The sequence below is a fragment of the Natrinema salinisoli genome (assembly GCF_020405205.1).
GTDB lineage: Archaea > Halobacteriota > Halobacteria > Halobacteriales > Natrialbaceae > Natrinema > Natrinema salinisoli.
Map to the genome: position 1 here is coordinate 1,882,998 of NZ_CP084469.1, position 22,440 is coordinate 1,905,437.

26 protein-coding genes are annotated in these 22,440 nt (G+C 65.2%); 12 read left to right on the forward strand and 14 right to left on the reverse strand.

The features are described from left to right. Positions 1 to 48 precede the first annotated feature (48 nt). From LDB05_RS09215 to LDB05_RS09240, 6 genes are read right to left on the reverse strand one after another with little or no spacing between them, the layout of a single operon-like run. Complete coding sequence (locus tag LDB05_RS09215; protein WP_226007626.1) at positions 49 to 966, reverse strand: alkaline phosphatase family protein; 918 nt, start codon at positions 964 to 966, stop codon at positions 49 to 51. Beyond that, a complete protein-coding gene (locus LDB05_RS09220; protein WP_226007627.1) occupies positions 963 to 2,084 on the reverse strand; it encodes a sulfatase-like hydrolase/transferase in 1,122 nt (373 codons plus the stop codon). Before LDB05_RS09220 ends, LDB05_RS09215 begins: the two co-directional genes overlap by 4 nt. Continuing rightward, on the reverse strand, positions 2,081 to 3,526 hold the full coding sequence (locus LDB05_RS09225; RefSeq protein ID WP_226007628.1) for a sulfatase-like hydrolase/transferase: 1,446 nt from the start codon (positions 3,524 to 3,526) through the stop codon (positions 2,081 to 2,083). The genes LDB05_RS09220 and LDB05_RS09225 overlap by 4 nt, the downstream gene beginning before the upstream one ends. Continuing rightward, a complete protein-coding gene (locus LDB05_RS09230) occupies positions 3,523 to 4,614 on the reverse strand; it encodes a glycosyltransferase family 4 protein (protein ID WP_226007629.1) in 1,092 nt (363 codons plus the stop codon). The genes LDB05_RS09225 and LDB05_RS09230 overlap by 4 nt, the downstream gene beginning before the upstream one ends. Continuing rightward, on the reverse strand, positions 4,611 to 5,867 hold the full coding sequence (locus LDB05_RS09235; protein ID WP_226007630.1) for a glycosyltransferase: 1,257 nt from the start codon (positions 5,865 to 5,867) through the stop codon (positions 4,611 to 4,613). Before LDB05_RS09235 ends, LDB05_RS09230 begins: the two co-directional genes overlap by 4 nt. Then, positions 5,864 to 7,027: a glycosyltransferase gene (locus LDB05_RS09240; protein WP_226007631.1), complete on the reverse strand. Its 1,164-nt coding sequence runs from the start codon at positions 7,025 to 7,027 to the stop codon at positions 5,864 to 5,866. Before LDB05_RS09240 ends, LDB05_RS09235 begins: the two co-directional genes overlap by 4 nt. Positions 7,028 to 7,584: 557 nt before the next feature. Between LDB05_RS09240 and LDB05_RS09245 the strand changes: the two genes are divergently transcribed. The 3 genes from LDB05_RS09245 to LDB05_RS09255 all read left to right on the forward strand — a co-directional run bounded on the left by LDB05_RS09245 (position 7,585) and on the right by LDB05_RS09255 (position 10,091). Beyond that, on the forward strand, positions 7,585 to 8,292 hold the full coding sequence (locus LDB05_RS09245; RefSeq protein WP_226007632.1) for a CTP-dependent riboflavin kinase: 708 nt from the start codon (positions 7,585 to 7,587) through the stop codon (positions 8,290 to 8,292). Beyond that, positions 8,289 to 9,011 (forward strand): 3,4-dihydroxy-2-butanone-4-phosphate synthase, encoded by a 723-nt coding sequence (gene ribB, locus LDB05_RS09250; RefSeq protein WP_226007633.1) that lies wholly within the window; start codon positions 8,289 to 8,291, stop codon positions 9,009 to 9,011. The genes LDB05_RS09245 and ribB overlap by 4 nt, the downstream gene beginning before the upstream one ends. Before the next feature lie 144 nt (positions 9,012 to 9,155). Then, a complete protein-coding gene (locus LDB05_RS09255) occupies positions 9,156 to 10,091 on the forward strand; it encodes a branched-chain amino acid transaminase (protein ID WP_226007634.1) in 936 nt (311 codons plus the stop codon). Positions 10,092 to 10,386: 295 nt separating this feature from the next. Here LDB05_RS09255 and LDB05_RS09260 read toward each other — a convergent pair whose 3' ends face one another. After that, positions 10,387 to 11,094, reverse strand: coding sequence for a DUF502 domain-containing protein (locus tag LDB05_RS09260; protein WP_226007635.1), 708 nt, complete (start codon positions 11,092 to 11,094; stop codon positions 10,387 to 10,389). Between the two features lie 204 nt (positions 11,095 to 11,298). Between LDB05_RS09260 and LDB05_RS09265 the strand changes: the two genes are divergently transcribed. Continuing rightward, positions 11,299 to 12,675, forward strand: a complete 1,377-nt coding sequence (locus LDB05_RS09265; RefSeq protein ID WP_226007636.1) for an MFS transporter — start codon at positions 11,299 to 11,301, stop codon at positions 12,673 to 12,675. A 101-nt stretch (positions 12,676 to 12,776) separates the two neighbouring features. Here LDB05_RS09265 and LDB05_RS09270 read toward each other — a convergent pair whose 3' ends face one another. The 4 genes from LDB05_RS09270 to LDB05_RS09285 form a co-directional block, all read right to left on the reverse strand. Further along, entirely contained in the window at positions 12,777 to 14,306 is a 1,530-nt protein-coding gene (locus tag LDB05_RS09270; protein WP_226007637.1) for a stage II sporulation protein M, read from the reverse strand. Positions 14,307 to 14,416: 110 nt separating this feature from the next. Continuing rightward, positions 14,417 to 14,587 (reverse strand): hypothetical protein, encoded by a 171-nt coding sequence (locus tag LDB05_RS09275; protein ID WP_226007638.1) that lies wholly within the window; start codon positions 14,585 to 14,587, stop codon positions 14,417 to 14,419. Between the two features lie 39 nt (positions 14,588 to 14,626). Next, complete coding sequence (locus LDB05_RS09280) at positions 14,627 to 14,812, reverse strand: hypothetical protein (RefSeq protein ID WP_226007639.1); 186 nt, start codon at positions 14,810 to 14,812, stop codon at positions 14,627 to 14,629. A 127-nt stretch (positions 14,813 to 14,939) separates the two neighbouring features. Continuing rightward, positions 14,940 to 15,299, reverse strand: a complete 360-nt coding sequence (locus LDB05_RS09285) for a nuclear transport factor 2 family protein (RefSeq protein WP_226007640.1) — start codon at positions 15,297 to 15,299, stop codon at positions 14,940 to 14,942. Positions 15,300 to 15,554: 255 nt separating this feature from the next. On the opposite strand from LDB05_RS09285, the gene LDB05_RS09290 reads away from it, so the two are divergent. Together LDB05_RS09290 and LDB05_RS09295 are read left to right on the forward strand one after the other, a co-directional pair. Continuing rightward, entirely contained in the window at positions 15,555 to 16,064 is a 510-nt protein-coding gene (locus LDB05_RS09290; RefSeq protein WP_226007641.1) for a DUF367 family protein, read from the forward strand. Positions 16,065 to 16,138: 74 nt separating this feature from the next. Continuing rightward, positions 16,139 to 16,288 (forward strand): 50S ribosomal protein L40e, encoded by a 150-nt coding sequence (locus LDB05_RS09295; RefSeq protein WP_226007642.1) that lies wholly within the window; start codon positions 16,139 to 16,141, stop codon positions 16,286 to 16,288. 116 nt (positions 16,289 to 16,404) lie between these two features. Here LDB05_RS09295 and LDB05_RS09300 read toward each other — a convergent pair whose 3' ends face one another. Further along, a complete protein-coding gene (locus tag LDB05_RS09300) occupies positions 16,405 to 17,016 on the reverse strand; it encodes an MBL fold metallo-hydrolase (RefSeq protein ID WP_226007643.1) in 612 nt (203 codons plus the stop codon). Between the two features lie 218 nt (positions 17,017 to 17,234). On the opposite strand from LDB05_RS09300, the gene LDB05_RS09305 reads away from it, so the two are divergent. The 5 genes from LDB05_RS09305 (at position 17,235) to hisH (ending at position 19,961) form a co-directional block, all read left to right on the forward strand. Further along, a complete protein-coding gene (locus LDB05_RS09305; RefSeq protein WP_226007644.1) occupies positions 17,235 to 17,411 on the forward strand; it encodes a DUF5786 family protein in 177 nt (58 codons plus the stop codon). Positions 17,412 to 17,414: 3 nt separating this feature from the next. Then, a complete protein-coding gene (locus tag LDB05_RS09310; protein WP_226007645.1) occupies positions 17,415 to 18,011 on the forward strand; it encodes an endonuclease dU in 597 nt (198 codons plus the stop codon). Between the two features lie 94 nt (positions 18,012 to 18,105). Beyond that, the gene (locus LDB05_RS09315; RefSeq protein WP_226007646.1) at positions 18,106 to 18,702 is read left to right on the forward strand and encodes a uracil-DNA glycosylase; all 597 of its coding nucleotides are present in this window, start codon (positions 18,106 to 18,108) and stop codon (positions 18,700 to 18,702) included. An 81-nt stretch (positions 18,703 to 18,783) separates the two neighbouring features. Then, entirely contained in the window at positions 18,784 to 19,248 is a 465-nt protein-coding gene (locus LDB05_RS09320) for a hypothetical protein (protein WP_226007647.1), read from the forward strand. A 50-nt stretch (positions 19,249 to 19,298) separates the two neighbouring features. Next, positions 19,299 to 19,961, forward strand: a complete 663-nt coding sequence (hisH, locus tag LDB05_RS09325) for an imidazole glycerol phosphate synthase subunit HisH (RefSeq protein WP_226007648.1) — start codon at positions 19,299 to 19,301, stop codon at positions 19,959 to 19,961. 62 nt (positions 19,962 to 20,023) lie between these two features. On the opposite strand, the gene LDB05_RS09330 is transcribed toward hisH, so the two are convergent. Together LDB05_RS09330 and LDB05_RS09335 are read right to left on the reverse strand one after the other, a co-directional pair. Continuing rightward, on the reverse strand, positions 20,024 to 20,680 hold the full coding sequence (locus LDB05_RS09330) for a hypothetical protein (protein WP_226007649.1): 657 nt from the start codon (positions 20,678 to 20,680) through the stop codon (positions 20,024 to 20,026). 99 nt (positions 20,681 to 20,779) lie between these two features. After that, a complete protein-coding gene (locus tag LDB05_RS09335) occupies positions 20,780 to 21,136 on the reverse strand; it encodes a hypothetical protein (protein WP_226007650.1) in 357 nt (118 codons plus the stop codon). Between the two features lie 185 nt (positions 21,137 to 21,321). Between LDB05_RS09335 and LDB05_RS09340 the strand changes: the two genes are divergently transcribed. Next, a complete protein-coding gene (locus LDB05_RS09340) occupies positions 21,322 to 22,440 on the forward strand; it encodes a tRNA (guanine(26)-N(2))-dimethyltransferase (RefSeq protein ID WP_226007651.1) in 1,119 nt (372 codons plus the stop codon).

The window sequence follows — 22,440 nt, forward strand, 5'->3', positions numbered from 1 at the left end:
CATCGATATCGACCCGAGAAACCTTCGAATCGAGGGGCGATCCCTCTGTCAGTCGAGATAGCCGAGTTCGCGCAACCGTTCGGTCGGCATGTCGATATCCTCGTCGGGGCCGGTCGCGCCCGTGTCCGAGTCCACCGCGCGTTCTTCCACCCATTGTCGCACGTCGTAGACCGAGTCCGGACAGGTGTCGGCCGTCGAACTCGCGTACGCGCGCCAGGAGTGGCTCGCCGGCTTCTCGCCCGCGTCGGGCGGGTAGAACGCGGCGCGCATGCCGTGATCGCTGACGACGAGGAGATCGTCGTCCTCGCCGAGGGCGGCGACGATCTCCTCGACGAACTCGCCGACGCGGGCGTAGGCGCGACCCAGTGCGGCCTCGTCGTCGGCGTAGGCGTGGCCCGCCGCGTCCAGCGTGTGGACGTGAACGCCGGCGATCGAGACCGGGTGGGCGAGCATCTCGCGAGCCCAGCCGAACTGCTGGGCGCAGAGCCCGAACAGTTCGCGCTCGAACTCGTGGCGGGGCATCCCCTCCGCCACGGCGTTCATCAGGTCCCAGGCGCGCTGGAGCGGCCGGCCGTCGTGGACGCCCGGCCAGTTGTGGACGACCGCGTCGTCGGCGTCGAACATCGACTCGCGGTCCGTCTCACCGATGCGCTCGCGCGTGCCGGTCCGCGATCGAACGAGTTTCCCGAGCGTCCCGCGGGTGGATTCGTCGAGGCGACCGGTGACAACCGACGCGAGGTCGAGCGCGGGGTTCGCCCACTCGCTGGTGCCGCCGCCGGTGATCCCGTGTTCGGCCGGCTCGAGCCCGGTCGCGACGGTCGCCCAGACTTCCGGCGTGTACGGGACGGCCTGCGTGTTCGCGAACGTCTCGATCTCGCCGCCCGACTCGAGACGGACGGCGTCGAGGTCGAAGTGATCGACCAACCCGGCATCGAGCGCGTCGAGCGCGAGGACGACGACCGTCATGCGTACCCGAGATCCTCCAGATCCTCCTGCAGGGCGTCTTCCTTGACGACGTAGACGGGATCGAACCGCTCGAGTTCCCGCTCGAGGGAGGGGTCGTCCACTGGCTCGCCGTCCTCGAGTCGATACGTGCCGTCGTCCGTCGCGATGCGATCGGCGGTCATCGCGGCCTTTCGGTCCCCGTAGGCCGCGAAGGCGATTTCCCGATCGAGCGTGCCGACCCCGTGTTCAGTTCCCGTCAGGATCGTCGGGACGTCGACCAGCGAGACGACCTCGCCGAGGTCGGGGGCGTTCCGCGTCCCGAACGGGACGTTCAGCAGTTCGGCGCGCATCTCGCCGGGGTGGCCCCACAGTCCGTCCTCGCCGAGTAGTTCCCCGTGATCGCCACAGAAGACGACGCGCGTCCCGTCGGGAATCGCGGCCCACAGGCGCTCGAGGCGGTCGTCGAGGTCGACGATCTCCTGTCGGTAGAGCTCGCGGACGGCGGCCTCGTCCTCGTCGGACCCGCGACCCGAGAGCACGCGCCGAGTGAGTCGCTGTGCCGTCGCCCGGTCGACGTCCGCACCGTCCGGATCGTAGGGATGGTGCGGTTCCATGAAATGCAGCCACCCGAACCACTCGTCGCGGTCGTCGATCTCGGTCAGGAACTGGTCGACGACCTCGTCCGCGGGTCGGAACGATTTGTTCGTCTCCTCGACGTAGCTCCGAAGCTGCTGGTAGCGATTGTAGCCCCAGCTGGCGATTTTGTAGGGAAGCGAGCCGCGCTCGAGCAGGATTGCACCCTTGTCCTTCAGCGACTCGCCGCCGCCTTTCGGCGACGTGAACGAGTCGAAGCCGGCCGCGTAGCCGTACTCCGCGGACAGCAGGTGGTTGGTCGTGATCCCGACGCAGCGGGCGTCGAACTCGTGGGCGACGCTCGCCGCCGACTCGAGGCCGTTGCCGGCCGGATACTCTCCGCCGATGATCGCCGGGAAGCTGCCGGGCGTCGCCGTGCTCGTGGCGAAGGCGGCGTCGTGGGTGTCGTCCAGGAAGTCTCGAGTGTGTGGCATGTACTGGACGTGATCGGTTCTGAGCGAGTCGACCGTGACTAACAGGGTCGTGTCCGTCGTGTGTTCGGTCATAGGTATCCCAGATCCTCCAGTCGGGCGCGGCTCGCCGCGTCGACGTCCTCGGCGAACGCCCGTTCGTCGTGGTCGCCGTCAGTGACCCAATCGCCGAAGGCGGACTCGAAGAGCCCCTCCGGGACGGTCTCCTCGGGGCGTTCGATCTGCTTCGACGGCGGACCGGAGACGTCGTACACCGCCTCGGTGCCGAGCTGGTCGCGGTAGTACTTCCGGTCGCCCCGATAGACGACGCGCTGTCCCCGGTTCCAGTAGGATTCGTCGCCGCCCTCCGGGATGCCGGAGCCCGAGCCGACGATTTCGGCGCGCGCATCCTCCCGCTCGAAGGCGAACGGGTCGAACGGGTCCTCGCCCGCGAGCGACCGGATCACGCCCCCGAGATCGGCGTGGGAACTGAGCCCGTCCACATCGACGGGACCTTCGGTCCCCGACTCGAGGACGCCGCCACCGGTCGCGATGACGTCGAACGGGACGTGTAACAGCCCCTCCGAGAGACTGCTCATGTGGTTCATGAGGTAGCCGTCCGATTCGTAGCCGAGGTTCTCGCCGTGATCCGCCGTTACGATCAGGATCGACTCGCGGTCGTCACCGGTCGCCAGTGCGGTCACGAGGTCTGCGATGACCCGGTCGAGGTAGTCGACCGTCGCCGCGTACAGCCCGCGAACGCGCTCGACGTCCGATTCGAACTCGCCGAGGCCGTCCGCGGCGTTCACGTCCGAATCACGAAACGAACTCGAGTGGAAGTCGGCGGAGACGCCGTGAATCGAGTCGTCTAATCCACGAAACGGCGTGTGCGGACCGTGTGCGTCCATGACGTTGGCGAAGGCGAGCACCGGCCCGTCGGGTTCGGTGACCTCGCGCTCGAGCGTTCGAGCGATCGCACGGCCGCCGAAATCGGTCGGCTTCTCGATCGGGAGCTTCCGGCTCACGTCGTCCAGTTTGAGGAGGACGCCGTTGCACAGCGACCGAAGGGGATGGTCGTGTGCGAGGGCCTGACGGACGAAATCGGCGTAGGCTTCCAGGCCGGTGGTCGAGCGGTCTGAGATGTGCTGCTGGACGTCCATCCCCGCGGGAAGCCGGCGACTCGGCGAGATGGGAACCGTGCGATCGAAGAAGCGGTCGAACCCGAAGACGGGGCTGGCGTAGATGTTCGACGTAACGCAGACCGACTCGTACCCCGCCCTCGAGACGGGCGCGATCCAGGTGTCGTCGACGTCGATCGGATCGAACTGGCGCTGGTGCGCGTGGACGCCCGTTTCCGACGGGACCGATCCCGTCAGCATCCCGGCGTGGCTCGGGACGCTCCAGCCGGCTAGCGCCCGCATTCCGTCGAATCGGACGGCCGCCAGCTCTCGGAGACGGGGCGCATACCGGTCGTAGACGTCTTTCCTGACGGTATCCAGACAGAGGACGACGACGTTCGGTCGGTCTCCATCGGTCATGTGAATTCGTCGAGTGCGGCGCTGAAGCGTTCTCGCTGGTTCGATTCGGTCAGGTCGGTGACGAGGCTCCGCTGATCGCTCCCGAGGGATCGTCGCTCCGCCGGCGACAGGTCCGAGAGAGTTACAAGTCCGTCGAACAGCCCCGCCTCGGTCGGCGGGACGACCTGCCGAGCCGGGAGGAGCTCCCGGACGCCGGTTGCTTCGGTGACGATCGTCGGCGTTCCCGACAGAATCCCCTCGAGCGCGGCGACGGGAAACGCGTCGCCCCGGGACGACTGGACGTAGACGCTCGCGCGGTCGAACCAGTCGGCGAACGCGTCCAGATCGACGAACCCGGGCGTGACGACGTGGGGCATGGCCGCGTACGGCTGCTCGTCGTGGCCGTCCCCGAGGACGACTAATCGGACGTCGGCCTCGACAATCCCGGCGAATCGCTCGACTGCCGACGCGAGCCGCTCGTAGCCGTTCGCGGGTTTGGCCTCGCCGGCCGAGAGGATCGTAAACGGGTCCGATGGCGATCCGGGGGAGAGCGACGCGAGCCGCTCGTACTTCTCGTCGGCGATCGGCGGCCGGACGACCGCGACCGGAACGTCGCCGATGTACGGTCGCGCCCAGCGGGAGGCGTCGCGGCCGACCGCGATCACGCCGTCGAGTAACCGGCTCGAGAGCGGCTCGAGCGCGCGCCAGAGGTATCGCGTCGGCCGCTCGGAGAGGGTGTAAAACGTCTCGTCCGCGGCGAGATAGACGAGGGTCGTTCCCGGCCGACGCAGTTTGTACGCGAGCCCGGTCTGGAGCGGCGCGCTCCCCTCCGCGATGACGGTTTCGTACGCCGGCAGCGTCCCGGCAGTTCGGAGTCGATCGACGGTCCGCTCGGTGTTGCCGCCCGGTTCGGGCGGTCGTTCCCCGGTCTCGAAGTGACGTCGATCGGCGCCCACGGCGTCGGCGAAGACTCGATGTGCGGGGTGTGCGTCGCTGTTTTGATAGAGCAGACACCGGTCGCTCGTCGTCGGTCCTCGCGGCTGCGACGGTTCGGTCTCGGTCCGGCTGTCAGCGTCCGCCGGATCGTGCGTAGTCGTTCCCGCTGTCATTGATCACTCGCCTCCTCGAGCCCGTGGCCGTCGTCGGCGTCGTCACCCAGCCGTGAGACCACCTCGGCACGCTGTCGTCCCTCGAATCGGGTTCCGTCGCTCGGGCACGCCGATCGCCGATCTCGTTCCGATTCCGGGACGTCGCCGTCGCCGACTGCTGTCCGCTCGACAATCTCGCGGAGCCCGTCGGCGAAGCGGTCGTACTCGTAGCGCCTCGCTTCGGCCCGGATCTCTTTCGGATCGAAGGCTGCGGGATCGAATTGCCGAACCGCCTCGCGAAGGGACTCGATGGTCGGCTCGAAGAGCAGTCCGGTCCGTCCGCTCTGCACCTGGTACCGCGTAAACCCCTCGTTGACACCGAGGAGAGGTTTGCCAGCCATCATGGTCTCGGCCCCGACGAGGCCGAAGTCCTCCTGTTTGGGCGCGTAGACGACTGCAGTGGCCCGCGCGACGAGCGACTCGATGTCCGAGACGTACCCCCGCACCTCGATGTTGTCGTAGTTCGCGGCAAAGGCCTCGAGCTGCTCACGCTGTTGTCCGTCACCGGCGATCACGAGCCGTTCGTCGAGTCCGGCGAACGCTTTCGCGATCAGGTCGATGCGCTTCTCGGGAGCGAGTCGGGACCAGGTGAGGAAGTAGCCGTCGTCGCCGTCGTTTCGCCAGTCGCCAGTCACCGGCGGATAGACGACCGCAGCGTCGCGCCCGTAGAATCGCCGGATCCGATCGCGAACCAGTTCGCTGTTCGCGACGAAGCAGTCGACGTAGTCGTTGGCCTCCTTGTCCAGCGCCCGCCACGCTTTCGCGTACGCCTTGAGACCCGTTTCGACGAACGGGAGATCGAACGACGAGAGTCGATCCCGATAGAGGTCGTACAGCCACCGCGGCGGGCTGTGGGGGTAGTGGACGATCCGCTGACCGACCTCGGGGACGTAGTACTTCGACAGCGGCGCGCTCTCGAGGACCACGTCGTACGCCGCGAGGTCCTCGTGGGCGTCGGTCATGTCGAGTGCCACGTTCAGGGTCTCGAGAGGGTTCATGCCCTCGTTTTTCCACTCGAGGAAGGGCCGCCACGGGAGCGACGTGTACTTCGACTGCTGGAACGGGATCACCTCGACGTCGTCGGGGATCGATGTTCCCTCGGCGACGTAGGCCGTGTAGATCGGTGCGTCGAGCACGCGCGCGGCCTCGATAGCGAACTCCTCGCCGCCGCCGATTCCGGGGAACCGATCGTGCAGGATCGCCACGTCGGTCACTGTAACACCTCCCGGAGTTCCCGATCGGGCGACCACGTGCCGTCGTGGGTGTCGTCGTCCTCGGCGGCTCGAGCGCGGAGCAGCGAGACACTTGCACGGAACAGCGATATCTGGGTATCGAACAGCGAGTACAACGGCTGGACGGGTCCGAGCGCATCACGGGAGCCGAGGGCAGTGAAGGCGAGGATGCCGGCTGGCGTCGCCAGTCCGAGGGGGCCGAGTAGGGCCAGCGAGCCGACCGTCGCCACGGCGATTCCCGTCGCGACGAGCCACGGCGAAACGACCATGAACCACCAGTTGAACGGTAAGACGACGCGGCCGTAGGCCCCGTGACGGCCGAGCGCGTCGCGCTGTCGCCACAGCAGTCGCAGGAGCCCCATCGCCCGCCGATCCTTCTGCCGGCGGCGCTTGTCGAACGCGGAGTGGGCCGCCTCCTTGTAGTGGATCTCGGGATCGAAGACGACTCGACCCCCGTTGCGTCGAATCTTCAGCGCGAGTTCGGTGTCGTCGGCGATCGAGTCCTCGTCGATCGGGACGATGGCGTCGCGCTCGAACGCCGAGAACGGCCCGTGGAAGATCAGCGTCGAGTCGATGTGTGACTCGAGGATCTGAATCATCGTCTGGATGTCCCGATACCCTCGCTCGACCTCGCTGTCACCGAGAACCTCGGCGTTGCGGCCGGTGACCGCCGCCACGTCGGGATCGGCGAGGTTCGCGGCCGCTCGCCGGACCGCGTCCGACGCGAGCCGCGAGTCGCAGTCGGTTTTGACGACGACCTCGTTCGACGCGACGGCGTAAGCCTCGTTCAGCGCCGGCGCGAGCCCCTCACGGTCGTCCGTCCGGATGAGCGTCAGGTCCGGTTCCGGTCGGCCGGCGAAGAAGGTCTCGACCAGGTCCGCCGTTCCGTCGTCGCTCGAGTCGACGACGACGATCTCGACCCGGTCCATCGGATACTCGAGTTCGACCAGCTCCTCGAGCTTCGACTCGACGATCGCCGCCTCGTTATACGTCGGCAGGACGATACTCACCGACGGCTCTCGGGGCCACGTGTGGGCGGGCGTTCCCGAAGGGCGGCTGACGTAGTAGACGCCGAGGTAGATCAAATACGGAAGGCCGGTCAGTGCAACCAGTCCGAACAGAGCCTCGAGGAGGCGCTTCATGCGAGTATGCCTCAACGCTCAACGGTTCGCTGCAAAGCCAGATGGCTTGCATTGTGCAAGTAGTGGTCGTCTCCGGCCTCGAGCCCAAGACGAACCACGCGGCAATGAAACGGCGACCGACCACCGCTGCTGTCGATCCGAGAACGCTGCGGTGGCGCGTGCGGTGCGACGACGAGCCATCGGCGAGTCGTCGCTCGAATGCACGCGAGGGATGAGCGAGGGAAGAATGACCGAGCGAATCGGTTGGGGAGGACGTGGCGATTCCCCGTTGCCACGATAGCAGGACGCTCGTCGCCCGGTTCACACTGACTTCCGACTCTCTCCGTCTCACCGTGTCTCTACCTCACCACTTTGCCTCGTCGAATCCGATCTCTTCCGGGCAGAATCGCCGTCGAAACGACGACCCGGCTCACTCGAGCAAAACCCATTAATCGGTGGCTTTTTGCACGCCCTCACCGACCTCCGAACACGCGACAAACGCTCGTGAACGCCGTCACAGTTTCGTGACGCATGCCACATTCGATATGCTTTTACCGGGGTAGCGTATAGATGCGTGTATGTCTGTAATAGCCGAGTCCGCCGTCGGGCACGACGAACTCGCCGTGCTCAAACTCCTCGCACTCGAGGGCGGGCTCGAGGGCGACGTCAAAATCTCCTGTTCTCACCTCGCGGACCGCCTCGACGCGTCGAACCAGACCGCTTCGCGCCGGCTCCAGCGCCTCGAGGGTGCCGATTTACTCGAGCGCGACACGGTCAGCGACGGCCAATGGGTCGCGATCACCGAAACGGGCGAGCGGACCCTTCACGCCGAGTACGAGGACTACCGTCGCATCTTCGAGACGGACTCCCAGATCGAACTCGAGGGGACCATCACCAGCGGCATGGGCGAGGGTCGCCACTACATCTCGCTGTCGGGATACAAACGCCAGTTCGAGGAGCGACTCGGCTACGAGCCCTTCCCCGGCACGCTCAACGTCGATCTCCGCGAGGACAGCGTCCGCCGGCGCAGCGCCATGGCCTCGCTCGAGCCGGTCCCCATCGACGGCTGGGAGTCCGACGAGCGGACCTACGGCCCCGCGGTTTGTTACCCCGCGACAATCGAGACGACCGATGGAGACGTCTACGAGGACGCCTACACCATCGCCCCCGAACGCACCCACCACGACGACGACCAGCTCGAGGTCATCGCCCCCGACAAGCTCCGCGAGGAACTCGCCCTCGAGGACGGCGATCACGTCACCGTCTCGGTGGGTGATCGCGAATGACGGGCCACCACGCCGGGCCGCAGTCAAACGCGGACGGCACGACGACGGGATCGAACTCGAACGCCACAGCCGCCGCGAATTCGTTCGAGCGCGCCCTCGAGTCGCTTCGCGCGGGCGAACCGATCCTCGTCCACGACGCGGCCGACCGCGAGGGCGAGACTGACCTGATCTACCACGCCGACGCCGTGACGCCCGAGGCCGTCGCCCGCCTGCGCAACGACGCCGGCGGACTGGTCTGCGTCGCGCTCGGCCACGAGATCGCGGAGGCGTTCGACCTCCCCTTCTACTCGGACGCGATCGATCACCCCGCGACGGACGACCACGAACTGGGCTACGACGAGCGGTCGTCGTTCTCGCTGACGGTCAACCACCGAGACACCTACACCGGGATCACCGACGACGACCGCTCGAGGACGGTTCGGGCGCTCGGCGCTGCCGCTGGGACGCCCGAAGAAACCGACTTCGCCGCGGAGTTCCGCGTTCCCGGCCACGTCCACCTGCTGAAAGGCGCACCCGACCTGCTCGCCCAGCGTGAAGGCCACACCGAACTCGGCCTCGCCCTCGCCAACGCGGCCGACCTCTCGCCGGCCGTCGTCGTCTGCGAGATGCTCGACGACGAAACCGGCGCGGCGCTCTCCCCGACGGACGCTCGTGCCTACGCCGACCGCCACGGGTTCGCCTATCTCGAGGGGAGCGAGGTCCTCGAGCGCTGTCGATAATTCTCTTCTTTTCTCGACGTTCCCGTAAGACAACGAGCAACCGCTAAACGCCGAGAAATCGGCGGTGGCAGCGGCATCGTCGATGGGACCGCGCTCGGGTCGAACCGCGAACACTTAGTACGGTGGCTTGCAACAATCACGATCATGGGATTCGACGAGATGGACGTCGACACGATCTGGATGGACGGCGAGTTCGTCGACTGGGACGACGCGGAAATCCACGTTCTCACGCACGGCCTCCACTACGGGTCGGGCGTCTTCGAGGGCGCGCGCTGTTACGATACCGAAAACGGGCCGGCGCTCTTCCGCTGGGAAGAACACCTCGATCGGCTCTATCAGTCCGCAAAGCCCTACGAGATGGACATCGACTTCACGAAGGCGGAGCTCACCGAGGCGACGAAAGAGCTCATCAAGCGCCAGGAACTTCCCTCCTGTTACGTCCGACCGATCGCCTACTACGGCTACAACTCGCTCGGCGTCAGCCCGAAGGACTGTCCCACGCGCACCGCCATCGCGGTCTGGCCGTGGGGCGCCTACCTCGGCGAGGACGCCCTCGAGAACGGGATCGACGTGATGATCTCCTCGTGGCGGAAACACGCCTCGAGCCAGATTCCGACGAACGCCAAGACGACCGGCCTCTACGTCAACAGCATGCTCGCGGGTGAGGAAGCCCGCCGGAACGGCTACGCGGAAGCGATCGTCCTCAACAAGGAGGGCAACGTCGCCGAAGGCCCCGGCGAGAACATCTTCCTCGTGCGCGACGACGAGATATTCACGCCCGGGCTCTCGGAGTCGATCCTCGACGGCATCACCCGCGATTCCGTCATTCAGATCGCGGAGGAACTGGGCTACACCGTCCACGACGACGTCTCCATCTCGCGGGGCGAACTCAACACCGCCGACGAGCTGTTCTTCACCGGCTCTGCGGCCGAAGTCACCCCGATCCGAAAAGTCGACAACGTCGTCATCGGCGACGGCTCCCGCGGCCCCGTCACCGAAGAGATCCAGCAGCAGTTCTTCGACATCGTCGAACAGGCCCCCGCGGAGTACGACGAGTGGTTCGAATACGTCGACGTCTGAGAACCGAATTCGACACCAAACGCGCCTGATCGCTCTCGAAACAGGCGAATTGATTGTCTTTCCGTTCTCTTCTCTCGAAACCGATTGTCGTGGCCGGGAGCGCGCCTCGAGCACCGCGAGAGGCGTGCGACTCGGGGGAGGGCAGGCGCTTTACCGAGTACTGCCGCGAGCGAACGAAGTGAGCGAGCGGGCCGACGACTGACCCGAAACGAAGTGGAGGGGAAGGAGGAGTGCTTTTGATCGAAATTTTACCGAGGGCGAGCCGTAGGCGAGCCCGCAGAGTAAAATTTCGGTTCTAGTCGTCGTCAGCTCGCTTCTGCTGGTCGGTCCGATCGGTACCGTCGGTCGTGGCCTCGTCGATCACGTCGATCGAGACGCCGGCGTCCATGCCGCGGTGATTTGCGTCGCCGAATCCGGCACTCAGCACGCGCGTCAGGGCGTCTTCGACGTCCTCGTCGAGTTCGGTGATCCGCTCGGACTCGACCTCGATAACGTAGCCGGTCGTAATGTTCGGCGACGTCGGCAAGAAGAGCACCTCGCGGCCGTCGTCGGCCACCTTTCCCGTTTTGAACGCCGTCATTCGCAACCCGTCCCAGGTCTCGATTTTGACCGGTTTCTGCAGCGATTCCTGCTCCCCGAAGGCCGTCTCGGCGGCCATCTTCGAGGCGTTGTAGACGACGCGGATCACCGGCACCCGGTTGGCGACGTTGTCGACGAGCCGTTCGACCAGGCCGCCGACGGTCGTCCGCATGAGATAGCCGACCGAGAACGTGAGGACGATAAAAACGGTGAGCGCGACGATGACCCGGAAGAACTGGGCGAGTTGTTGGCGCGTCTGCTGACCCGCACCCGGGAAGAGCGGCTCGAGCGTCGACTCGTCGAGAATCAGGCCGGGTGTCAGTCCGGCGACGAGTCCGTAGAGCCAGTAGACGGCATAGAGCGTGATGAGAATCGGGACCAGGACGATCAGCCCGCTCGCGAAATCCCGCTTCCACGAAGCCATGTTCCGGAACTCACACTACTGGCTAATGAGCGCTTCCCTTTGTCGTATCCAGCGATGAGAGAAGTGTCGTTCTGGGTAGCGATGATCCGGGCAGACGCCCGGTTGAGGGCCCATATCCTGAGTCTCGACACGATTCGATCTTCGACTCGAGACGCGGTCACCCGAGGACCAAATTTCAAGCCCGTCCGATACGCACCGATAGCTATGAGCCTCGAGCAGGCTGAATCGGACGAGGCGGCCGATCCGCTCGACCCGGTGCGGCAGTTCGTGGCGCTCGAGCGCGACGTGCTCGTCCTGTCGGCGGCGATGTTCGCCTTCAGTCTCGGGTTCCAGATGACCAACCGATACATGGCGGAGTATCTGTCGGCTCTGGGCGCGTCGGCGGTTGTCATCGGCCTGTTCGGCTCGTTCGGGAACGTCATCAGCGCAGTCTACCCCTATCCCGGCGGGGCGATCTCGGACCGGATCGGCTCGCGGTACGCGCTGACCGCGTTCGGTCTCTGTTCGACGGTCGGCTTCGGGATCTGGCTGGTTGCCCCCGCGTTCAGGGACGTCGCGGTCGGCCCGATCTCGCTGGCCGTCGTCGCGGTCTTCGTCGGCCTGATTCTCGCACAGGCCTGGAAGTCGTTCGGACTCGGGGCCACCTTCGCCATCGTCAAGCAAGCGGTGCCGCCCTCGCAACTGGCCGCCGGCTTCGCGAGCACCGAGACGTTCCGCCGGACGGCGTTTCTCGTCGGCCCGCTGCTCGCCGCCGCGCTCTTCTACCCGTTCGGCTCGAGCGACGGCGCGATCGTCACCGCGTTTCAGCTGATCTTGCTCGTCGCGATCGCCTTCGGCGTCCTCGGAACGATCGTCCAGCACGTTCTCTACAGGGCGGACGAGGACAGCGTCGGAAAGGAGTTCGAAGGCATCACGCAGCTGTTCGCCGAGCTCCGGGCGATGCCCGCGGAACTCCGGCCGCTGCTGGTCGGCGACACGCTCGTTCGGTTCGCCAACGGCATGGTCTACGTCTTTTTCGTCATCGTCGTCACCCGGTTTCTCGAGGTTGGGCTCACCCTTTCGGTTCCAGGAATCGGTACCGTCTCCCTCTCCCCGCAGTCGTACTTCGGGATCCTGCTGGGGATCGAAATGCTGGTTGCGCTGGTGACGATGATTCCAGCTGCCAGAGTCGCCGAACGGATCGGTCTCAAGCCGATCGTCGCACTGGGCTTTGCAGTCTATGCGGTCTTTCCGGTTCTGTTGATCAACGCACCCGAGGATGCCGCCGTCCTCGCGGGTCTCTTTGCATTTTCGGGGCTGCGGTTCGCGGGATTGCCCGCGCACAAAGCGCTGATCGTCGGCCCCGCCGAGCTGGGTGCCGGTGGCCGGGTGACGGGGGCGTACTACCTCCTGCGGAACGTGATCGTCATCCCGAGCGCCGCGCTCGGCGGGCTCCTGTGGGGTGGCTTTTCGAACCCGGTGACCGGTACCGAACTGTTCGCCGGCGATCCGACCGCGGCGTTCACCGTTGCGACCGTCATCGGCCTGGTCGGGACGGCCTACTTCCTGCTGTTCGGGACGGAGTTCGAGGCCTATCAGTAGCGGCTGGCTGTCGGCATCCGTCAAAACGTATCGATCGTCGGTCCACTCACGGGCGGTTTGTACCGTCTACAGCCCGAATTCCGGTTGCATCCTACTGAGGGTCACAGGAACAGCCGGTAGTAGTACGGACTGACGAACCCCTCGATGAGCGCCGCGATCGCGAGCAGCATGCCGACCCCGACGAGCACCCAGAAGGCCCGCTCGAGCGCGTCCGCGAGATCCGTTCGTCTGGCACGGCCATCCCACGTCCGCCAGGCGGTCACGCCGACGGAGATGCCGAGCGCGCTGGCGATCAGGATCGCCGGAATCTCGATGATACCGTGGGGAACGACGAAGGCGACGAGTTCGACGGGATCGACCTCGAGACGGGCGGTCGCACCCAGGAAGACGCCGTTGAATAGCAACGAGACGATCGCCGGGAGGACGAGTGCGATCCCGGCGTACGCCGTCAGGAGTGCGACCAGCCAGTTGTTGCCGAACAGTTCGAGGGCCATCGCCGGCGGGAGCCAGCCCTCGAGTCGGCTCGCGATCGACGCGTCGACGGCACCGACGAGGGGACCGGTGGCTACCCATCCAATCCAGAATCCGAGGAGGAGGAAGCCGACCGCGAGCGCGTGTAACCCCAGATTCGAGCGGACGAACGCGCTCATCTCCGTCCAGCCGCGCCGGAGGCCGGCCCGGAACTGATCACGAAGCGACAGCGCCGGCGGTTCCGGCGGTGCCAGTCGATCCCTGTAGCCGCAGTAGACGGCCGTCTTCAGTAGATCCAGGGCGGGAAGCACGACCAGTATCGAAAGCAGTGAGCCGATGGTAACGACATCGACGAGCGAGAGCAGACCGGTTATGCCGGCCACCGCACCCACCCCCACGAACGCGGCGATATAGTAGAAGAGGGCTTCGACCGGCTGTGAGCGGAGGAGTCCGGCGGCGTTCCGTACCGCTCCGAAGACGCCGGCATCGTCGACGACGATTGCGGCCGGTGCGAACGCGAACACCGCTCGAACGATGACGAGCAGAACGAACAGGACGAGCGCTCCCAGGAGGGCGACCGGAAGCGTCAATACCGCCGTTACGGGTGCAAACGAGATCGAGCCGGCGAACAGTGCCGCACCGGAAACGACCAGCAGTAGTGTGCCGCTCCAGATCACCAATTCGAGAACGAACAGGCCGAGAAACCGGAGCCAATAGCGGCGGGCCCCCTCGAGACCGGCCACGAGCCCGCGGTTGTTTCGCAACCGACTGTAACAGGCTGCGAGCTGCCCCGCAGCGACGGCGGCGGACAGGACTGCGAAGAGCAGGACGCTCACGACGGCCGTCACGCCGAGGAGGGCGACGATTTCCGTCGTCAGTATCTGGTCGAAAATCGGCTCGACGTCGCTCAGGAATCGGTCGTACGCCTCGGGATCGGCGTTCGGATCCGTCGGTGGTGGGTCTAGTTCGGCGAGCTGTGCTCGAATCGAGTCCAGGCGGCCGCTCGTCGCGAGAAGCACGTAGGCGATCGCAATCGCGACGAACGGAACGACGCGGACGATCGCGGTGATCGCAGCACCGAGAACGTACATCGGCAGGATGTCAGCCGGCCGACGACGAAGGACGGCGACGACGGCACTGACGTAATCTGACAGACTCATATTGGCCCCTAGAGTTCTTATTAGTTAAATCAACCCTCTTGGACTGAGCAACGTTCGTTCGATTACTGATCGGCCGACGGGTCCCGACTCACGTCAATCGCGGTAGGCAGTTACGCTTTCGCGCCGGCGACGCCGCTGCCGATAGCCGCGCCACAGTCGTTGCACGCGACCAGATAGAACCGCTTCGAGGCCGCGAAGAAGCCGGTCGTTGCGTCCATCTCGACGAATTCGACGTCCGATTTCTCCGACAGCGTCGCCTCGCACTCGGGACAGTGAACCATACGCCTCGTTATGATGAGGATATTATATTTCTTTTCCTCTCACACGGCACCGCCGCCTGCTTTCGCGCCTGCCACGCCGCTACCGATCGTCGCCCCGCAGGTGGCACAGGTGGCGACGTAGAACCGTTTGGAGGCCGCGATGAATCCGGTCGTCGCCTCGGTTTCTACGAAGTCGATATCCGATTCCGCAGAGAGCGTCGCGTCGCACTCAGGACAATGTACCATATCTCCAAACCGGTCGTTCATCCTGAAATTTCTTCCGCCGATCGCTTGCTCCGCGATACCAAATCGTGACCAACAATCGATCCAGCTCCTGCGCGAGACGATGACCATCGATACGGGACGCACCCAATCACCGCGAATACGTCTCGAGGCGGCGAATTTTCCCGCCTTCGAGTTCGAAGAAGTCCGCGAATTCGAAGAGGGTCCGCTCACCTTCGACGACGCGCCCGCGAACCGCGATCCGATTCCCGTCGGCGACCGTCGACTCCAGTTCGTGACTGGTATCGGGACTCGGGCGGTCCTCGGCCATGAATCGGACGAACGCCTCGCGGTTCTCGAACGTTCGATCCGGCCGGCGTTGGACGAACTCGGGGCGGAGGAGGGCCTCGAGTGCGTCGTAGTCGTGCTCGTCGAGCGCGTCGTAGTAGCGGCGGACGGAGGCGACCCCGTCGCTCCCCGACTCGTCGGCGGCGTTCGGCTCTGACTCCATACGAGTGTCGTTCGTCGCCACGATCAAAAGTGTCCGACTTCGTCTCAGTCGTCGAGTGTTCCGTGTCGTCGGTTCCGCGGGGAGTCGTCCGGAGCAGACGGCGCTTCCCGATCGGCAGCACTGACGGCAACGCGTTCGGGGTCCGCTCGTGATTCGAACCCGCTGCTCGATCAGTGGCCGCCACGAGAGACGGTCCGTCCAGGCCCCGGCTCCGCGTTCCGCGTCCTTTTTGCTTGGCCGCTCTTAGGTCCCTTCGTGGAGTGTCACGTCTACTACGAGGGCGACGACGACCCCGAGAAGTGTACCGCGCGTCGCCTCGAGAAGTTCGATAAGGCCACCCTCTACCGGTCGATGGGGCAGGTACCCTACGGGGTCGTTCTCAATCCGCACGCCGAGCAGGCGCTCTCCCCGGCCGACCTCGAGGAGGGGCTGGGAACGCTGGTCGCCCTCGATTGCTCGTGGGAATCCGCCGAGGAAGCGTCGTTCCAGATGCGCGGAATCCACCGGGCGCTGCCGTTTCTCGTCGCCGCGAACCCCATCAACTACGGCCGTCCATTCCGGCTGACAACCGTCGAAGCCCTCGCCGGCGCGTGCTGCATCTCCGACGAGTGGGACCGGGCCGAGGATCTCCTCGAACCGTTCCGCTGGGGCGAGACGTTTCTGACGCTCAACGAGGAGCCGCTGCGCCGGTACAGCGAGTGTGCGGACTCGAGCGACGTCGTCGCCGTCCAAGAGGATTACCTGGCCGACGAGGAAGACGAATAGCGGCGGCGGGCAACCGCATCTGATCCCGCCGCTCGGATCACAGCGATTATATGCACCACGGGCAAAGGCGGGGTATGGCCAAGTTCGACGCCGCTGAGAAACGGATGCTCGAGAAGATGATCTGCATGCGCTGTAACGCCCGCAACTCCAAGCGATCCAAGCGCTGCCGGAAGTGCGGCTACAAGAACCTTCGTCCCAAGGCGAAGGAACCCCGCGCCGCATAATCGACCGCTCGGTCGACTTCTTTTCGACGTGGTGTTTGCGTCGTTGCACAACTATCAGTCGATCTGCTCGTCGAGAGCACCAGCAAGGAAGTCGGAGCCGACCGCGTCAGCCGAAATCAGTCGTCAGGGTACTTCGGCTCTCGGTTCTCCGCCCGCTCGAGCGCCGTCGTGACGACGTCGCGGACGTCGCCGTGGAAGACGTCGCCGTGACCGGCGTACATGTGCTCGACGCTCTCGGGCATGCGCTCGAGGAGGTCTCGGATGCTCTCGATCAGTCGCTCACGCGACTGGCCGGCCATGTCGGTGCGGCCGAAGCTGCCGTAGTCGAAGGCCCCGTCGTCGTGGACGACCACGTCGCCGGAGAACAGCGTGGTCTCGGAGACGAGGGAGACGTGATCGTCGGCGTGGCCGGGCGTGTAGACGACGTCGAACGCCTCGTCACCGATCTCGACTGTGTCACCGTCGTCGAGTTCGTCCGTCCGCCTCGGGTGATCCGCGTACGCGTAGACATCGGGATCGAACGCGTCGCAGACCGCCTCGAGCTGTGCGACGTGGTCACCGTGTTGGTGCGTCATGACGACGGCATCGAGTTCGTCGGTGTGGTCGCGTATTTCGTCGACGACGCCGTCCATTGCACCGGCGTCGACGAGCGTCGTCCGATCGCCGACGGCCAGATAGGCGTTGCAGGTGAACGTTTCCGCAGCCGCCGTGACGTGATGGACGTCCATAGACGGACACTCGTCGGCCGGCGGCAAAAACGGTGCCATCGATATCGAGCGGGCGACCGGTCTCGGTGATGTCGCTCATCATCATATAGCGGATTTCTTATATTCGAGGGGTGAAACACCTTCACTGAACCGTCTAGCCAACGTGATGGCTGTTTGGGAAACCCTAATAAACTGGTAACCATGGAATTTTTCAACCGGAATCCCGTAGGGAACACCGTATGGGTTTCGGGAGCTACGACGAATCCGAGCAACAGGAAGTCGACGCTGATTTTGACGACGACGATGCGGTCAAGTCGGGAGAGAACAGTCACGACGGAAGCATCGAGTTCGAAAACGGAGCGTCCAGCGACGAGTTGCTCGATCGGCTCAAGGAAATCAAAGACGAGAGCGACTGACGGATGAAGTCCGGGGCGCGAGCGCTGGGTATCGCCGAATCGTACCGCGACGATCGTGACGATTACGGCGACCGTGACGACGATCGAAGGCGAAGCACGCTCGCGGGTGCCGTCGTTCGCGCCGACCGCGTCTGTGACGGACTCGCGTACGACTCCTGTCGCGTCGGCGGCACCGACGGGACTGCTACCGTTATCGACCTGATCGACGGACTCGACCGTCCGGACGTCCGGTACGTCCTGCTCGGCGCTGTCGCTCCGGCGTGGTACAACTTCCTCGAGCTCTCGCGAATTCACGAGGCGGTCGACCGACCGGTACTCGCCGTGACGTTCGAGGCGAGCGACGGCCTCGAAACCGGTCTCCGAGATGCGTTTTCGGGAGCCGAACTCGAAGAGCGCCTCGCGACCTATCGGGCGCTGCCCGAGCGCCGGGAACTGTCGATCGACGACGATACCGTTTACGTCAGGGCCGTCGGTCTCGAGCCCGCCGAGGCGGACGACGTCGTCCGCTCGTTCACGCTCGAAGGCGGTCGACCGGAGCCGATCCGGGTCGCGCGAATGGCTGCTCGAGCGGCGGATTCCTACGCGCGATCGTTCGAGTGAGCGCGGCTTGACGGAGCAGATGTCCTGCTGTTCGTGTAACGGCCGGCATCCGCATCCCGAAAGACGTAGGAGGCGACCGCCTGAGCCAACCAGTATGGGAGAGATGGAAGACCTCTGTGTCACGGAGTGTACGCGCTGTCCGGCACTCGTCGACTCTCGCAGTCGGATCGTCAACGGAGCCGGACCCGAGGACGCCGACCTCCTCTTCGTCGGCGAAGGGCCGGGTGCCAAGGAAGACGAACAGGGCGAGCCGTTCGTCGGCCGCAGCGGGACCGTCCTGAACGACGGGCTCCGCGACGTCGGCCTCGCGCGGGGCGACGTTCGCATCAGCAACTGCGTCCGCTGTCGCCCCCCGGAGAACCGCGATCCGAAAAAGGACGAGCTCGCGAACTGTCGGGGCTACCTCGAGCAGGAGATCGACCGGCTCGATCCGGAAGTGATCGTGACGCTGGGAAAGGTGCCGAGCGAGCACCTCCTCGAGCGATCGGTCGCGGTGACCAAGGAGGCGGGCACCCTCGAGGAGGTGCGGATCGACGGCACGCCGCGGCGACTGCTGATCTGCGTCCACCCGGCCGCGACGCTGTACGACCGCAGTCAGGAGGAGACGTTCGAAAACGCGCTCCAGCGGGCGGCCGATCTCGCGGGCGTCGACGACAGCGAGGGCGGACAGTCGCGGCTCGATGGCTTTTAAGCCGGACGCCGTGAACTCGCCGGGATGGTCCGGACAACCGTAGCACAAATGTTATGCTGTACTTGTCTGTATGGAATTATTATGTCCCCGTCCGACGGTTCCCACGAGCCCCGCGATCCAGCATGGCGATACGGCATCTACACGTTCCCGATCGGACCGTTCTCGTTGGTAGCCTCCTACACTGGATTAAGCCTCTTCGTACTGGCTGCTGACAGCGAGTCGCTCGGTATGGGACTGGCCTCCTTCGCCGTGGTCTTCCTCGGCGGCTGGCTCTCCTACCTGTTCGCCGCTATCGCCGCGGTGGCGCTACTCATGGACGCGCTCACGCTTCGAGACCATCCGGCGTGGACGCCGAACCCGTGGTTCGCCGGCGGACTCGCGCTCGTTCACTTCGCCGGGGCCGTGCTGGCGGTCCCGTATCTACTCTCGGTCCCGGCGATCGGGTACTACGTGTACCGGCGGCGACAGCACATCGGCAGCGGCGACGGCGGTAGCGGGCCCGGTCCGGTCGAACCCTCGGGCGATCGACCCCTACTCGAGTCGTAGACGATTGCCCGAATGGCAATTCACTTCAACTCGCCGCACCGAGTACGTGTATGAGCACTGTTTCGTCCCCACAGGAGGAGTCCCTCGCGTCCGTCGTCATCGTCGACTACGGACTGGGGAACCTCCGCAGCGCCACCCGCGGTCTCGAGCGTGCGGGTGCCGACGTCGAGATCACCGACGATCCCGACGCCTTCGCCGCGGCCGACGGCGTCGTCCTGCCCGGCGTCGGCGCGTTTCGGGAAGGCGTCGAGAACGCCGATCCGCTTCGCGAGGACCTCCTCGAGGTGGCCGACAGCGGCACGCCCCTCTTCGGCATCTGCCTCGGGATGCAGATGCTGCTCACGACGAGCGAGGAAGGCGAAACCGACGGCGAGTCGGCCGTGCAGGGACTGGATCTGATCCCCGGAACCAACGTCCGGTTCGCCGAGGGCCAGAAGGTTCCGCACATGGGCTGGAACGAACTCGAGGTGCAGCGCGATCACCCGCTCGTCGAGGGTGTCGACGGGGACTACGCCTACTTCGTTCACTCCTACTACGCCGCCCCGGACGACGAGACCGCGACGGTCGCGACGACCGACTACGAACGCGAGTTCCCCTCGATCGTCGCGAACGAGGAGGGCACCGTCTTCGGCACGCAATTCCACCCGGAGAAGAGCGGGGAGACGGGGCTACAGATCCTGCGGAACTTCGTCGAGATCTGCGCCGAGGAGTAGCACGACCGCGAACGGCCGACGAGAGTGAGCGGAGATGGACATTCGACGGAACAACGGGTCCGTTATTCTATCGCGATCGACCACGGACCCGCAGCCTCGACCGTTACGAAGCCGATCCCGTCGACATTGAACGTCGTCTCCCCGTCGAACTGATCGAGTTCGTTGAAGACGAGTTCCGAAAAGAGACCATCTTGGGGAAGGATTTCGACGATAAAGTTCCCCCGGCCCTCGTGAGTTCCATGGGATCGTCCGAGCCCATCGAATAGATACGGACCGTCCCACGCTGATCCCTCTCCCTCGATTTCGACCGGCAGCGTCTCTGCTTCGTCCTCCGTCGCACGCGGTTGTAGTATCTCGAGTTCCCAGCTTCCGTCCGCATCGATATCCAGTACGTGAGTTCCCCGTTCTGCAAGCGCACCCGTCGCGCCGTCGTATTCACCGATTGCGTTAACGAGCAGCGTCTCGAGATCACCGTCGGTCGGTACGAGTTCGACGATGAAATTCTCATCTCCATCGTGCAGGGCTTCGACGATCGTTACACCGCCTTCGAGTTCGAATTCGTTAGTTACGGTCGCACCCGTTCCGTCGACCGTGAGCGGGTCCGGTTCCGTTTCCTGTTCGGAACTGTTCTGCTGGCTGGTACCAGCGACCGTTCCCGCGGAACCGACGATCGGAGCCACCAATCCGAGACTGGCGGCGAGATAGCGTCGTCGTCTCATGTGCTACCACCCACCAAGGAAGTACTTCAAATACCATCCGCCTTCTCGGTGAGACTCAGCCTCACTGAAGCTACGAGCGTAGGGTCGTATCGTCTCATCTCACAGCAACTCGCGCACGTCCGAGTACCACATGTCGTGGTAATCGACGTGGCCGATCCGGCGAGCGATCGCAACGGCCAGCGAGTGCCAGCAGCGCTCGGTCGGGTCGTCCGCGTCGAGGTTGTACTCGCTGTCCTTGCAGGTACAGCCGCCGTCTTCGACGATGTACTCGTCCTCGTAGCCGACGACGATCGTGAAATCCCGGTAGGACTTCACGCGGTTTTCGCCGACGGCTTCGATGGCGCGAACCCCGCGGTCGCCGTGGATCCTCGAGATGTCGCCGACGATCTCGGGCGTGAGTTCGCCGGCTTCCTCGAGGGCAGCCTGCCATCGCTCGACGGGGTTGGCCTCCGACACACCTGCAACTGTGTAGCGAACTGTAAAATCGGTTTGGTTGTCCGTCGCTCCGATACCGACAGTCCGCGGTGATTCACGGAATCCCGTACTCCCCGACGGCTCTCGAGAGCCGCTACCCCGTTCGTCCCGTCCACTGAGCCGCGCGAGACCACACCGTTTTTCGCCCGCTACCGACGAGAGGTGGTATGCGCGTCACCGAGGGCGGAGTCGAACTCGAGGTGCCCGGCGAACAGACGGAGGGCATCGAGGAGGCGGTCTTCTACAACCCGCGACAGGAGTTGAACCGGGACCTGACGATCGCGACGCTGCGGGCCTATCGCGAGCGCGAGGAACGGGCCACGTCGTATCTCGACGCGATGACTGCAAGCGGCGTCCGGGGCGTCCGAGCCGCCGCCGACGGCTGGGACGTCACCTGCTGTGACGTCGACGAGGAAGCGGTCGACCTCGCGCGATCGAACCTCGAGCGAAACGACTGCGACGACGCGCGGGTCGAACACCGCAACGTCAATTCCCTCATGCACGAGGAGCCGTTCGACGTGATCGATCTCGATCCCTACGGGACGCCGATGCCCTTCGCAGACGCCGCGTTCGCGAACTGTCGCGACCTCGTCTGCGTCACCGCGACCGACACCGCGCCGCTGTGCGGCGCACACTTCAACAGCGGCGTCCGGTCGTACTCGGCGGTCCCGCGAAATACGGACTACCACGCCGAGATGGGCGTTCGGGTCCTCGTCTCCGCGCTCGCCCGAAGCGCCGCCCGCTTCGACGTCGGCATCGAGCCGATCCTGACCCACGCCACCAGCCACTACGTCCGGACCTACCTCGAGCTCGAGCGCAAGCCGACCGCTTCCGACGCTTCGATCGAAGAATTAGGCCAGCTCTACCACTGCGAAGACTGTCTCTACCGGGAGGCCGACGGCGGTCTGATCGCGGAGCCGCTCGAGCGGTGCCCGCGCTGTGAGGGCAATCGGATGCTCACCGCCGGCCCGGTCTGGCTCGGCCCCGTTCGGGACCCGGCGTTCGTCGACGCGGTTCGCGACGAGATCCCCTATACGTTCGATACCGCGCCGGAGGCTCGAGAGCTCTGCGACACGCTCGCGGCGGAACTCGACGAGCCGACCCACTACGACCAGCACAAGCTCTGCCGGAACTGGGGGCTGCCCGCGAACGCGATGGACGAATTTCTGGCAGATCTTCGCGACGCGGGCTATGCGGCCTCGCGTGCTCACTACGGAGGGACGACGTTCAAGACGGACGCGAGCGTCGGGGAGATTCGGGCGGCGACCGAAGATAACCTCGATTGA

Bases quoted from the DNA above. Each gene is read 5' to 3' on its own strand.
- LDB05_RS09225 (WP_226007628.1), bottom strand. From the start codon at position 3,526: ATGACCGATGGAGACCGACCGAACGTCGTCGTCCTCTGTCTGGATACC.
- LDB05_RS09215 (WP_226007626.1), bottom strand. From the start codon at position 966: ATGACGGTCGTCGTCCTCGCGCTCGACGCGCTCGATGCCGGGTTGGTC.
- LDB05_RS09340 (WP_226007651.1), top strand. From the start codon at position 21,322: ATGCGCGTCACCGAGGGCGGAGTCGAACTCGAGGTGCCCGGCGAACAG.
- LDB05_RS09245 (WP_226007632.1), top strand. From the start codon at position 7,585: ATGTCTGTAATAGCCGAGTCCGCCGTCGGGCACGACGAACTCGCCGTG.
- hisH (WP_226007648.1), top strand. From the start codon at position 19,299: ATGAGCACTGTTTCGTCCCCACAGGAGGAGTCCCTCGCGTCCGTCGTC.
- LDB05_RS09230 (WP_226007629.1), bottom strand. From the start codon at position 4,614: ATGACAGCGGGAACGACTACGCACGATCCGGCGGACGCTGACAGCCGG.
- LDB05_RS09295 (WP_226007642.1), top strand. From the start codon at position 16,139: ATGGCCAAGTTCGACGCCGCTGAGAAACGGATGCTCGAGAAGATGATC.
- LDB05_RS09300 (WP_226007643.1), bottom strand. From the start codon at position 17,016: ATGGACGTCCATCACGTCACGGCGGCTGCGGAAACGTTCACCTGCAAC.
- LDB05_RS09240 (WP_226007631.1), bottom strand. From the start codon at position 7,027: ATGAAGCGCCTCCTCGAGGCTCTGTTCGGACTGGTTGCACTGACCGGC.
- LDB05_RS09255 (WP_226007634.1), top strand. From the start codon at position 9,156: ATGGGATTCGACGAGATGGACGTCGACACGATCTGGATGGACGGCGAG.
- LDB05_RS09305 (WP_226007644.1), top strand. From the start codon at position 17,235: ATGGGTTTCGGGAGCTACGACGAATCCGAGCAACAGGAAGTCGACGCT.
- LDB05_RS09330 (WP_226007649.1), bottom strand. From the start codon at position 20,680: ATGAGACGACGACGCTATCTCGCCGCCAGTCTCGGATTGGTGGCTCCG.
- LDB05_RS09260 (WP_226007635.1), bottom strand. From the start codon at position 11,094: ATGGCTTCGTGGAAGCGGGATTTCGCGAGCGGGCTGATCGTCCTGGTC.
- LDB05_RS09220 (WP_226007627.1), bottom strand. From the start codon at position 2,084: ATGACCGAACACACGACGGACACGACCCTGTTAGTCACGGTCGACTCG.
- LDB05_RS09265 (WP_226007636.1), top strand. From the start codon at position 11,299: ATGAGCCTCGAGCAGGCTGAATCGGACGAGGCGGCCGATCCGCTCGAC.
- LDB05_RS09285 (WP_226007640.1), bottom strand. From the start codon at position 15,299: ATGGAGTCAGAGCCGAACGCCGCCGACGAGTCGGGGAGCGACGGGGTC.
- LDB05_RS09275 (WP_226007638.1), bottom strand. From the start codon at position 14,587: ATGGTTCACTGTCCCGAGTGCGAGGCGACGCTGTCGGAGAAATCGGAC.
- LDB05_RS09310 (WP_226007645.1), top strand. From the start codon at position 17,415: ATGAAGTCCGGGGCGCGAGCGCTGGGTATCGCCGAATCGTACCGCGAC.
- LDB05_RS09315 (WP_226007646.1), top strand. From the start codon at position 18,106: ATGGGAGAGATGGAAGACCTCTGTGTCACGGAGTGTACGCGCTGTCCG.
- LDB05_RS09280 (WP_226007639.1), bottom strand. From the start codon at position 14,812: ATGGTACATTGTCCTGAGTGCGACGCGACGCTCTCTGCGGAATCGGAT.
- LDB05_RS09270 (WP_226007637.1), bottom strand. From the start codon at position 14,306: ATGAGTCTGTCAGATTACGTCAGTGCCGTCGTCGCCGTCCTTCGTCGT.
- ribB (WP_226007633.1), top strand. From the start codon at position 8,289: ATGACGGGCCACCACGCCGGGCCGCAGTCAAACGCGGACGGCACGACG.
- LDB05_RS09320 (WP_226007647.1), top strand. From the start codon at position 18,784: ATGTCCCCGTCCGACGGTTCCCACGAGCCCCGCGATCCAGCATGGCGA.